This window comes from Marivivens aquimaris, from assembly GCF_015220045.1.
GTDB lineage: Bacteria > Pseudomonadota > Alphaproteobacteria > Rhodobacterales > Rhodobacteraceae > Marivivens > Marivivens aquimaris.
The window spans coordinates 1,082,235-1,093,664 of the sequence record NZ_JADBGB010000001.1 but is presented as its reverse complement, the minus strand read 5'-3'; the positions used below and the strand labels follow the sequence as shown (position 1 = coordinate 1,093,664).

At 60.6% G+C, this 11,430-nt stretch carries 10 protein-coding genes and 1 tRNA gene; 9 read left to right on the top strand and 2 right to left on the bottom strand.

What is annotated here, in order from left to right:
- Positions 1 to 543 precede the first annotated feature (543 nt).
- A tRNA-Leu gene (locus tag IF204_RS05455) sits at positions 544 to 629 on the bottom strand.
- Positions 630 to 673: 44 nt separating this feature from the next.
- Positions 674 to 1,525: a KPN_02809 family neutral zinc metallopeptidase gene (gene ypfJ, locus IF204_RS05450; RefSeq protein WP_194095291.1), complete on the bottom strand. Its 852-nt coding sequence runs from the start codon at positions 1,523 to 1,525 to the stop codon at positions 674 to 676.
- Between the two features lie 108 nt (positions 1,526 to 1,633).
- Between ypfJ and IF204_RS05445 the strand changes: the two genes are divergently transcribed.
- The 9 genes from IF204_RS05445 to gluQRS all read left to right on the top strand — a co-directional run bounded on the left by IF204_RS05445 (position 1,634) and on the right by gluQRS (position 11,423).
- On the top strand, positions 1,634 to 2,212 hold the full coding sequence (locus tag IF204_RS05445) for a YqaA family protein (protein ID WP_194095289.1): 579 nt from the start codon (positions 1,634 to 1,636) through the stop codon (positions 2,210 to 2,212).
- Entirely contained in the window at positions 2,212 to 2,694 is a 483-nt protein-coding gene (locus IF204_RS05440; protein WP_194095287.1) for a disulfide bond formation protein B, read from the top strand. Before IF204_RS05445 ends, IF204_RS05440 begins: the two co-directional genes overlap by 1 nt.
- Before the next feature lie 16 nt (positions 2,695 to 2,710).
- On the top strand, positions 2,711 to 3,640 hold the full coding sequence (rocF, locus tag IF204_RS05435; RefSeq protein ID WP_194095285.1) for an arginase: 930 nt from the start codon (positions 2,711 to 2,713) through the stop codon (positions 3,638 to 3,640).
- Between the two features lie 161 nt (positions 3,641 to 3,801).
- Positions 3,802 to 6,537, top strand: coding sequence for a DNA gyrase subunit A (gene gyrA / locus IF204_RS05430; RefSeq protein WP_194095284.1), 2,736 nt, complete (start codon positions 3,802 to 3,804; stop codon positions 6,535 to 6,537).
- 127 nt (positions 6,538 to 6,664) lie between these two features.
- Positions 6,665 to 7,498: a LysR family transcriptional regulator gene (locus IF204_RS05425; protein ID WP_194095282.1), complete on the top strand. Its 834-nt coding sequence runs from the start codon at positions 6,665 to 6,667 to the stop codon at positions 7,496 to 7,498.
- A 96-nt stretch (positions 7,499 to 7,594) separates the two neighbouring features.
- Positions 7,595 to 7,957, top strand: a complete 363-nt coding sequence (locus IF204_RS05420; protein WP_194095280.1) for a hypothetical protein — start codon at positions 7,595 to 7,597, stop codon at positions 7,955 to 7,957.
- Positions 7,958 to 8,175: 218 nt separating this feature from the next.
- Positions 8,176 to 9,105 (top strand): hypothetical protein, encoded by a 930-nt coding sequence (locus IF204_RS05415; RefSeq protein ID WP_194095278.1) that lies wholly within the window; start codon positions 8,176 to 8,178, stop codon positions 9,103 to 9,105.
- Positions 9,106 to 9,177: 72 nt separating this feature from the next.
- On the top strand, positions 9,178 to 10,521 hold the full coding sequence (gene trmFO, locus IF204_RS05410) for a methylenetetrahydrofolate--tRNA-(uracil(54)-C(5))-methyltransferase (FADH(2)-oxidizing) TrmFO (RefSeq protein ID WP_194095276.1): 1,344 nt from the start codon (positions 9,178 to 9,180) through the stop codon (positions 10,519 to 10,521).
- A complete protein-coding gene (gene gluQRS / locus IF204_RS05405) occupies positions 10,521 to 11,423 on the top strand; it encodes a tRNA glutamyl-Q(34) synthetase GluQRS (RefSeq protein WP_194095274.1) in 903 nt (300 codons plus the stop codon). The genes trmFO and gluQRS overlap by 1 nt, the downstream gene beginning before the upstream one ends.
- Positions 11,424 to 11,430 lie beyond the last annotated feature (7 nt).

Here is an 11,430-nt window from a genome sequence, read left to right as displayed (position 1 = left end):
ACCTTATTTTTCACAATTTCGCCTTTTTCTACCAAATACTGCCACAAAGTTGTGGCGCCGATTGCTGCACACGCGAAAAGGCGAACAGGACAGCAACAGACTGTTTCCAGCCACCCTACCCTAGGGTTGTTAAATCTGCCCTTATTTTACAGGTAAAATGCGATTCAAAGGCTGCCCATTCTGGAATATATTCTCGCCTATGAGGCGCATTCCAAGGCCGATCTGCCTGTAATTGTGGGATGTTCTCAATCTTGCCTCATTTGGTGTGCGCTGTTTTCAAAACCGCACCAATAGATGGCAAAATTGAATTTTGTACGCGTTTTGCGGACCCCGTTTCACGCAATCGAGACGGCCAACTACCCGAATGAGACCTTTTTGTGGCACATGATTCGGGCGTCAGGAACGGGGGTTCTCAGATTGCAACCCGAAAGGACCGCCACATTGCTGCCGCATTTCCGCCACATTCGAAAACGGAAAATGGCGCGATCAAGGCACGACTGCCCTGCGCGGGAACTGCTATTCTATTGAATCAGTGGAAAAAGTTGGTGCCGGTAAAGAGACTCGAACTCTTACGATGTTACCATCGGCGGATTTTGAATCCGCTGCGTCTACCATTCCGCCATACCGGCCAACACCGTTCCTCTAGCCGTGCGCCAGAGGAACGTCAACGCACTTAAAGCGAGCGGGCTTCGAATGTGTTGCACTGCCCCATATCGGCAGTCTGGAAGCCTGTATCGAACCAGCGCTGGCGCTGTTCGGAGGTGCCGTGAGTAAATGTATGCGGCTGCACTCTCTGGCCAGCGTTGCGTTGCAGCGTGTCATCACCGATCTGGCGCGCCGCATTGAGCGCCTCGCGGATGTCGCCTGCCTCCAGCGTGCCCAGAGCGTCCTGCGCATAGCGGGCGAAGATGCCCGAGAAACAGTCGGCCTGAAGTTCGGTCATCACCGAAATGCGGTTCGCATCAGCCTCGGAGGAGCGCTGGCGCAGACGCATCGTCTGGTCGAGGATGCCAAGCTGGTCCTGCACCGCGTGCGCGACCTCGTGCGCCACGACATAGGCAGCGGCAAAGTCACCCCCTGCCCCAAGCTGGCGGTCCATCACGGTAAAGAATTGCGTGTCGAGGTAGATCATCCCGTCAATCGGACAGTAGAACGGCCCCGTGACGGCGCTCGCACCGCCGCAATCGGACTGGGTGCCGCCCGAAAACAGCACGAGCTGCGGCGGACGGTACTGGATGCCCGCCTGCTCGGGCAGCACGGTGTCCCAGACGTCTTCGGTATCGGCCAGCGTGACGGCGACAAACTCGCCCTCTTGTTGCTCGGCTGCAGTGAGCTCGCGCGACTGGCCCGTGGGCATCTGTTGCCCGCCATCAAGGATGGGCGACACATCCACCCCGAGGAACCAGCCGATGACGACGATGGCAAGGACACCCAAGCCTCCGACACCGCCGATGGCGCCGCCCCGACCGCCCATACGGCGCCGGTCCTGGATGTTCGTACTTTGGCGTCTGCCTTGCCATTTCATGGATTGATCCTCCGTTAGCTCTCGAACTTAACTGGCAGACATGCAATTGTGTTCCCGCGTGAGCGCTCCGCTCGCCTCCTCCATTTTATTTACGAGCTGTTTTTTCCGATGATCCGTAGTCTTTATAACTGGACCATGTCGCTTGCGCGGGGTCCGCACGCTCTCTGGGCGCTCGCGCTCGTGTCGTTCATTGAATCCTCGGTCTTCCCGATCCCGCCGGACGTGCTGATGATCCCGATGATTATCGCCCGCCCGAACAAGGCGTTCCTGATCGCGGCCGTCGCGACGGTGTCGTCGGTGCTGGGCGCGCTGCTCGGCTATTTCATCGGCTATGCGCTGTTCGACCTGATCGGAGAGCCCGTGCTCGCCTTCTACGGCAAGATGCACGCCTTCGACGACTTCGCCGCGCGGTTCGACCAATACGGCGTCTGGGCGGTCCTGATCGCGGGCGTGACGCCCTTCCCGTTCAAGGTCATCACAATCGCTTCAGGCGTATTGCAGTTCCAGCTCGTCCCGTTCCTCATCTCCGCCATCATCGCACGCGGCCTGCGCTTCTTCATCGTGGCGGGCCTCTTGTGGAAATTCGGAACACCTATCCGTGATTTCATCGAAAAGCGCTTGGGTCTGGTGTTCATTGTGTTTTGTGTCGTGCTGATCGGTGGCTTCTATCTGGTGAAATACCTCTAATGAACAAACGCAATAAAATCGTCGCTCTGGCCGGACTTGCCCACGCAGGAATGCTTGGCGGAGCTTACTTCATCTTCGAAAAGCTGATGGGCCTGCCGCCCTGCGCGATGTGCTTCTGGCAGCGCTACCCGCATGGCGCGGCGATCGTCATCGCCATCGCGGCGCTGTTCCTGCCTGGCCCCATACTGCCCGCGCTCGGCCTTCTGGCTGCACTGACGACCGGCGGCATCGGCATCTACCACGCAGGCGTGGAGCAGAAATGGTGGGCCGGTCCGTCGTCCTGTACGGGGAGCGGTCAGGACCTCGGCGCGCTGAGCGGCGCTGACCTTCTGGCAGTGGACGCGGCCCCCAAACTGGTGATGTGCGACCAGATCAGCTGGCAATGGCTCGGCCTTTCCATGCCCGCCTGGAATGCTGTCGTTTCGTTCGGCATTGCCATCATCTGGATCATGGCGATCCGCGCCAGCCGCCGCACAGTATAATAACAAGGAGCCAGTAATGACCCATGTGATCCTGATCGGAGCCCCCGTCGACTGCGGCAAACGCCGCCGTGGCTGCCTGATGGGCCCTGACGCCTACCGTGTGGCCCGCCTGCCCGAGACCGTGACGAACCTCGGCCATACGGTCGAGGATATCGGCAACCTCGCGCCTGCCAAAGTCGATGCGGGCGCGCCGAACAACCCCGTCGTGCATATGCTGGACGAGAACGTCGGCTGGACGCAAACGCTGGCAGCTGCCGCTCTCGAACATGCCCCCAAGGGCCTGCCAATCTTCATGGGAGGCGACCACGCGCTCTCGCTCGGATCTGTCAGCGGGATCGCGGCCCATGCCGAAAACGATGGCCGTCCGCTCTATATCCTCTGGCTCGACGCGCATACGGACGTGCACACGCCCGACACCACGACCAGCGGCAACCTGCACGGCACGCCGGTGGGCTACGTCACTGGCCGCGAAGGGTTTGACGCCTTTCCGCCGCTCTCCACCACCATCCCCGTCGAGCGCGTCGGCATGATCGGCCTGCGCTCCGTCGACCCCGAAGAGCGCGCCTTCCTTGAAGACAGCGACAACGGCTCCGCGACGCTAGTCGATATGCGCACCATTGACGAAGTGGGCATTGCCAAACCGCTCGGCGAATTCCTCGAACGTGTGAAGGCCGACAACGCGATGCTGCACGTCTCGCTCGACGTCGATTTCCTCGACCCTTCGGTCGCCCCTGCGGTCGGCACCACCGTTCCCGGCGGCGCCACGGTCCGCGAAGCGCACCTCGTCATGGAAATGCTCTGCGACAGCGGCCTCGTTACCTCGCTCGATCTGGTGGAACTGAACCCCTCGCTCGACGAGCGCGGAAAGACCGCCAGCCTGATGGTGGAACTCGTTGCCAGCCTCCTTGGCCGCCGCGTATTCGACCGCCCGACACCGCGCGCCTGAGCTTCATTCTGACAAAAATACCTCGCGGGGGTCCGGGGGCGCGAAGCCCCCGGCGAGACCCCTAAAATGCGGGCCGGATCACAGGTTGCGCCCCGCGTTGCGACTGCGGTATAAGTCTGCAACCAAATACCAAAAAGTCGTAAGACAGACAGGCGGACAACGTGACCGATACTCCGGAAACCCCTGAAAACGAAGACGAAACCCCGATTGTGCGGATGCATCACGACGGGCCGCAGATCTCGATCATCGACGAGATGAAATCGTCCTATCTCGACTACGCGATGAGCGTGATCGTGAGCCGTGCGATCCCCGATCTGCGTGACGGTCTGAAACCCGTGCACCGCCGCATTCTCTATGCGATGCACGACAGCGGAAACACCAACGACAAGCCGTACCGCAAGTCGGCACGTCCGGTCGGCGACGTCATGGGTAAGTACCACCCGCACGGCGACAGCGCGATCTATGACGCGCTGGCCCGTATGGCGCAGGACTTCTCGATGTCGCTGCCGCTGCTGGATGGTCAGGGTAACTTCGGTTCGATGGACGGCGATAAGCCGGCAGCGATGCGTTACACCGAAATCCGCATGGACAAGCCCGCCGCTTACATGCTGGCCGACATCGACAAGGACACCGTCGATTTCGTCGACAACTACGACGGCAAGGACCAGGAGCCCTCGGTTCTGCCCGCCCGTTTCCCGAACATGCTGGTCAACGGCGCTGGCGGTATCGCGGTCGGTATGGCGACCAACATTCCGCCGCATAACCTTGGCGAGGTCATCGACGCGACGCTGGCCCTGATCGAGAACCCCGATCTGTCCTCCGCCGATCTGATCCAATACGTGCCCGGTCCGGACTTTCCGACGGGCGGCGTGATGATGGGCCGTTCGGGCGCGCGTAAAGCCTACCTCGAAGGTCGCGGTTCGATCATTCTGCGTGCCCGCGTGCACAACGAAGAAATCCGCAAGGACCGCTGGGCCATCGTCGTCGACGAGATCCCGTATCAGGTCAACAAATCCGTCATGATCGAGCGCATCGCAGAATGCGCCCGCGACAAGCGGATCGAAGGCATCGCCCACGTTCAGGACGAATCCGACCGTAACGGCGTGCGCGTTGTGATCGAACTCAAGCGTGACGCGACCCCCGAGGTCGTGGTTAACCAGCTCTATCGTTTCACCCCGATGCAGGTCAGCTTCGGTGCGAACATGCTGGCGCTGAACGGTGGCCGCCCCGAAACGCTCACGCTCTACGGCTTCCTTTCGGCCTTCGTCAGCTTCCGTGAAGACGTTGTCGCCCGCCGTACGGCTTACATGCTGCGCAAGGCCCGCGAACGCGCCCACATCCTGTGTGGTCTGGCTGTTGCCGTCACCAACGTTGATGAAGTCGTTGCGACCATCCGTGCGTCGAAAGACGCCGCCGAGGCCCGTGAAAAGCTGATGACACGCCGCTGGCCGGCTGAATCCATCATCGAATACCTCAAGCTGATCGACGATCCGCTGCATCCGGTGAACGACGATGGCACCTACAACCTGTCCGAAGCGCAGGCCCGCGCTATCCTCGAACTGCGCCTCCAGCGTCTGACCCAGATCGGCGTTCAGGAAGTCACCGACGAGCTGGCCGAACTGGCTGGCAAGATCAAGGAATACCTCGAAATCCTCGCCTCGCGCGAGCGCATCATGGGTATCATCTCGGACGAGCTGCGCGAGGTCCGCGACCTCTTTGCCGTGCCGCGCCGCACCGAGATCGTCGAATGGGCTGCCGACCTCGACGACGAAGACCTGATCGAACGCGAAGACATGGTCGTGACCGTCACCTCCGGCGGTTACATCAAGCGTACTCCGCTGGTCGACTTCCGTGCGCAGAAGCGCGGCGGCAAGGGCCTTTCGGGTATGCAGACCAAAGAAGAGGATCTGGTTACCACCCTCTTCGTGGCGAACACCCACACGCAGCTGCTGTTCTTCACGACCGAAGGCATGGTCTACAAGCTCAAGTGCTGGCGTCTGCCCTCGGGTGGCCGCACCGCCAAGGGCAAGGCCATCGTCAACATCCTGCCGATCCCGACCGGCGTGTCGATCGCGGCAATCATGCCCGTCGACCGTGACGAGGACGAATGGGACGACCTGCAGATCGTCTTCGCGACCTCTGCCGGTGATGTGCGCCGCAACCGTCTGTCGGACTTCACCAACGTCATGCGTAACGGCAAGATCGCGATGAAGTTGCCCGACGATGTGAAACTGGTAAATGCCCGCATCTGTTCGGAAGACGACGACGTGATGCTGGTGACCAACTCGGGTCGTGCGATCCGCTTCCCGACCACCGATGTGCGTGTGTTCAACTCGCGCAATTCGACCGGTGTGCGCGGTATCCGCCTCAATGGCGACGACCACGTTGTGTCGATGTCCGTGATCCGTCACTTCGAAGCCGACCCGCAAGAGCGTGCAGGCTACCTCAAGATGCGCCGCGCCATGGCCGGTGTGACCGAGGAAGAAGCAGGCGGTGATGACGAGGAAGCAGTTGCAGGCGCGATCAGCCAGGAACGCTATGCCGAGATGTCGGCTGCCGAGAACACCATTCTGACCATCACGGCCAAGGGTATCGGTAAGCTCACCTCCTCGCACGATTATCCGGTGCGCGGACGTGGCGGTATGGGCGTCACCGCGTTCGAAAAGAACATGCGTGGCGGCGATATCGTGTCGTGCTTCCCTGTCGACCTCGACGACCAGATCATGCTCGTCACCTCGACCGGCCAGTCGATTCGCGTCCCCGTGGACGGCATCAGCTTCCGTTCGCGCAGCGCGGGCGGCGTGAAGGTGTTCAACACCCGCACCGACGAGATCGTCGTGTCGGTTGCGCGCGTCGCCGAACAGGCTGAAGACGCAGAAGAAACATCCGAAGAATAATCTAAAAAAGTGACCGGCGTATGCGCGTCGGTCACTTGATTTAAATACGTATATTCTACATAGAATTGTACGTGTTTTGCGTGTGCTTGGTTAAAAATTACGCAACTCTAATACTAAGCTCTCGTGCATGGATAACTGGGACGATCTCAAGTTTTTGCTCGCCGTCAGTAAGGCCGGCTCGATGTCCGGCGCGGCGCGCCTGCTTGGAACCAATGTCGCAACCGTTTCGCGCCGTATGGAGCGCTTGGCCGACCTGCTTGGCACAGAGCCGTTCCAGCGCACACCGCGCGGTTGGGAGACCAATCCGCTCGTCAAAGGTCTGATCGAGGTCGCTGAGACCTTCGAAGGCCATATCGACAAAGAACTTAACCACGTCAGCACCACGAACGACGAACGCCAGCCGGTCCGCATCGGCGCGCCGCCGATCGTCAGCAGTCAGGTGCTGTTTCCCGCGCTGCTGGGCACCGAAGGCCGGATGAAATCGATCGCGCCCGAGTTCACCGACCGCCTGACGCCCGGCGGGCTTGGCGACCACGATATCATCATTCAGGACCGCCTGCCCGAAGGCGGACGCCTCCTGTCGCGCAAACTCGGCGCGATGGTGTTCCGCGTCTATGCGCCGCCCGAGTATACCGCCGGCGCGTGGGTGTCGCTGTCCGAGGCCACGGGATATACCCAGCCGAACCAGCTGGGCCGCAAGGTCATGGGCACCGAGCCTGTGGCGACCGCCTCGACCTTCATGCAGATGTTCGAACTGGCGCAGCAGAACCGCATCGCGGCTGTACTGCCCGATCTGCTGGCGCGGAAATACAACTCGCTGTCGCCGCTGGGTGGGTCCGAGGACTGCATCAGCTACGATCTTTTCGTGCTCTACCACGAAACGCGCAAAGGTGATCCGGTGATCGAGGCGACGCTCGACTGGATCAACTACGCGTTTTTAAAGGCAAAAGGACACGCCTGACATTTCTGCAAGGGTGCGTTTGCGAACTTAGCGAATTGTGCAAACGCGTTTGTGATGGCCCTATGGGATCACCAACCAAGACCTTTTTAGAACCTAATGTCCTTCATTCTTTTCACTTTCAGATCTCTACTGGCTGCTCTGGTCGTTTATGTCCTGGTCGCTACCCTGTTTGTGAATAGCTTTTCGCCTGTTTCCGTCCCGCACGGCCTCTCGGCAATTATCATTTCAGGTCTTCTCGCCCTCACCGGATTTTCGCTGGTGATGGGCGGGAAAACCAAAATCATGGCTGCGTTTTGCGTGGCTTATTTAACGGTCTACGTCGGCATCATGCTTAGCCATGCGTCGCTTGACCCCTTTATTACCTATGCACCCGTAACGGCGCTGGCGTTTTCAATCCCGCTGGTGCTGTTCGGTGGGGGCCGGATCACTCTGCCCCGCCGAGGGATTTCACCAGTGTAAGGTTACCCATTTCACAGATCTCCGAGCCTCAGACCTCGGAACACCTTTCGCCACCGGTTCGCCGGTGGCTTTTTTCTTTTCTGGAACACATTTTCGAACTGAACTGTTCAGTTTCTTTTTTGTCACAGTCTCAGGCAACCTGTCCGGCCCTGACCGCTTTCGGTTGTGGACGGTCCGGAAAAGGCAGAGACGGCAGTTACTGAAACTGGGAAATGTAAATGACCAAAACTATCCTCCTCGCCACCGTTGCAACCCTCGCTTCGACCGCTGCTTTCGCAGAGGTTACCTACGTCGGCGGCAACTACGATTTCGGCTACAACCAATTTGACGATGACGCGGGCGACCTCACCGTCGTCACCGGCGACCTGACCTATGACTTCGAGTACGCTATCGACGCATGGACCCTCGGCGCGCAGCTGAACGGCTACTCGCTGGGCCTCGGCACCGACGGTGATATCGACGAAACCATGACCGCCGCTGCTCTCACCGTTTACGGTGCATACGCTGTCACTAACGACTGGACCGTCGTTGCAGGCATCGAAGGCGTTGATGTCGAGGGCGAAAACGAAACCTTCTACCGCGTCGGTGCGGAATACGCGCTGAACAACTACACCTTCGGCGCCGGTGTCTACACTTACGACGCAGGTTCGGATGACGAGACCGTTCCCTACGTTTTCGCTGACTACAAGGACGGCGGCTACGCTGCGACCTTCGCGATTGCCCAGTACGACGAGACCGTTCTGGTCAACGTCGACAGCGCATTCGACATGGGCACCTACGCTGGCGGTCTGGAACTGATGTACATGGACGATGACGGTGACAGCATCTACACCCTCACCGGCTTCGGCGACTACGCGCTGAACGACCAGTACACCATCGGCCTCGAAGCCGAGTACGGCGAGATCTTCGACATGGCGTCCACCTCGCGCATCGCGCTGGTCGGCGGCTATGACTTCACCGACACCGTGTCGGCCAAGGTCTCGCTCGGTCAGGCCCGCTATGAAGCAGGCAACGACGATGTGACCGCCGGCACCCTCGGCTTCATGATCGATTACGAATTCGGCGCCCCCTCGGTCACCACGTTCGACGCAGTCCCGAGCGTCACTGAGTACGTTGGTGAGTTCGCGCTGAACCTCGGCGCGCTTTAAACACGCCGAACGGAAGGGCCGCACGCGTTGCGGCCCTTTTCTTTTGCGCCATGCTCTACTAAATCCGCCGTTATGACACAGGAACTCCATATCATCGGCGGCGGCATGGCCGGATCCGAAGCCGCGTGGCAAGCCGCCAACGCAGGCATCAAAGTCGTTATCCACGAGATGCGGCCCAAGGTCGAAACCTTCGCGCACCGCACCGGCAATCTGGCCGAGATGGTGTGTTCCAACTCGTTCCGTTCGGACGACAACGAACAGAACGCGGTCGGGCTGCTGCACTGGGAAATGCGTCAGGCGAACGGCATCATCATGCAGATGGCCACGAAGCACCGCCTGCCCGCTGGCGGCGCGCTGGCCGTTGACCGCGACCCCTTCGCAGAAAGTGTGACCGCCGCGCTGATGGCGCACGAGAATATCTCGGTCTCCTACGAGGAACTGACCGAACTGCCCGACGAAGGCCACTGGATCATCGCAACCGGCCCGCTCACCAGCGCCGCGCTGGGTCAGGCCATTGCCAAGGAAGCGGGCGCCGAAAGCCTCGCCTTCTTCGACGCCATCGCGCCGATCGTCTATTTCGACAGCGTGAACATGGACATCGCGTGGATGCAGTCGCGCTATGACAAGGGCGAGACCGAGGAAGAGCGCACCGCCTACCTCAATTGCCCGATGACCAAAGACCAGTACGAGGCGTTCATCGACGCGCTGCTGGCCGCTGATAAAACCGAGTTCCATGAGGGCGAAACCGCTGGCTATTTCGACGGCTGCCTGCCGATCGAGGTCATGTCGGAACGCGGCCGCGAAACGCTGCGCTTCGGCCCGATGAAGCCCGTCGGCCTCACCAATACCAACGATCCCGAAAACAAGCCCTACGCTGTGGTCCAGCTGCGCCGCGATAACGCGCTCGGCACACTGTACAACATCGTCGGCTTCCAGACCAAGATGAAGTACGGCGCCCAGAAAGAGGTGTTCCGCATGATCCCCGGTCTGGAAAATGCCGAGTTCGCGCGTCTTGGCGGTATCCACCGCAACACGTTCCTGAATTCGCCGACGCTGCTCGACAACCAGATGCGCCTGAAATCCCGCCCGAACATCCGCTTCGCCGGTCAGGTCACGGGCGTCGAAGGCTACGTCGAAAGCGCCGCGATGGGTCTGCTGGCAGGCCGCCTCGCCGCCGCCGAAATTCAGGGCCGCGAAATTCCCGACGTGCCGAACACCACCGCCATGGGCGCGCTTGTCACGCACATCACCGGCGGCGCGGATGCAAAAACCTTCCAGCCGATGAACGTGAACTTCGGTCTGTTCCCGCCGCTGGACGGAATGCGCGGCGGACGCAAGGGCCGCAAAGAGCGCTACAAGGGCTACACTGACCGCGCAAAAGAAGATTTCGCTCAGTGGCTTGAGGCCCAAAGCTAATGCAATACGTGACCCGCTTCGCACCGAGCCCCACCGGCCCGCTGCACTTGGGTCACGCCTATTCCGCCATCCTCGCGCATGACATGGCGATGGCGAACGGCGGTCGGTTTCTCCTCAGGATCGAGGATATCGACCGCGAACGCTCCAAGCCCGAATGGGAAGCGCAAATCTATGACGACCTCGCGTGGCTCGGCCTGACGTGGGAAACACCCGTCATGCGCCAGTCGGACCGGTTACCCGCCTACCGCCAAGCGCTCGAAGCGCTCTGGCAACGGGACCTTCTCTATCCCTGCACCTGTACCCGCCGAGACATCCTCGATTCCGCCTCAGCCCCGCAGGAAGGCGAGGTGCAATATGGCCCTGACGGGATCATTTACCCCGGCACCTGCCGCCACCAAACGGGTATGCCGCACAGCCTGACCCCGATGCCGGACAATGTCGCGCTCCGGCTCGATATGGACCTGACGGCTATCCAGATCGGCGAGAACCGCATTGGCGAGGGCGAATTCGTCTATTTCCGCGAAACCGGACACGGCCCGAACGGCGAAACCGGCTTGATCGAATTCCGGCCCGAAGACCTGCTGACAACGGTCGGCGACATCGTGCTCTCGCGCAAAACCTTCCTCGGCTCATACCACATGTCGGTCGTCCTCGACGATGCCGCGCAGGGCGTGACGCATGTGGTCCGCGGCCAAGATCTGTTCGAGGCCACCCACATCCACGTCGCCCTCCAACGCCTGCTCAAACTCCCCACGCCCGAGTATCACCACCACGCCCTGATCCGCGACGAGAACGGCAAACGCCTTGCCAAACGCGATGACGCCAAAGCGATCCGCAAATTCCGCGAGGAAGGCGCGAGCCCGACCGACATCCGCGAAATGGTCGGCCTGCCTTTGTGCTGAAAATATC

Excerpts from the sequence above, each read along its gene's own strand:
- ypfJ (WP_194095291.1), bottom strand. The coding sequence starts at position 1,525 with ATGAAATGGCAAGGCAGACGCCAAAGTACGAACATCCAGGACCGGCGC.
- IF204_RS05445 (WP_194095289.1), top strand. The coding sequence starts at position 1,634 with ATGATCCGTAGTCTTTATAACTGGACCATGTCGCTTGCGCGGGGTCCG.
- IF204_RS05440 (WP_194095287.1), top strand. The coding sequence starts at position 2,212 with ATGAACAAACGCAATAAAATCGTCGCTCTGGCCGGACTTGCCCACGCA.
- rocF (WP_194095285.1), top strand. The coding sequence starts at position 2,711 with ATGACCCATGTGATCCTGATCGGAGCCCCCGTCGACTGCGGCAAACGC.
- IF204_RS05425 (WP_194095282.1), top strand. The coding sequence starts at position 6,665 with ATGGATAACTGGGACGATCTCAAGTTTTTGCTCGCCGTCAGTAAGGCC.
- IF204_RS05420 (WP_194095280.1), top strand. The coding sequence starts at position 7,595 with ATGTCCTTCATTCTTTTCACTTTCAGATCTCTACTGGCTGCTCTGGTC.
- IF204_RS05415 (WP_194095278.1), top strand. The coding sequence starts at position 8,176 with ATGACCAAAACTATCCTCCTCGCCACCGTTGCAACCCTCGCTTCGACC.
- trmFO (WP_194095276.1), top strand. The coding sequence starts at position 9,178 with ATGACACAGGAACTCCATATCATCGGCGGCGGCATGGCCGGATCCGAA.
- gluQRS (WP_194095274.1), top strand. The coding sequence starts at position 10,521 with ATGCAATACGTGACCCGCTTCGCACCGAGCCCCACCGGCCCGCTGCAC.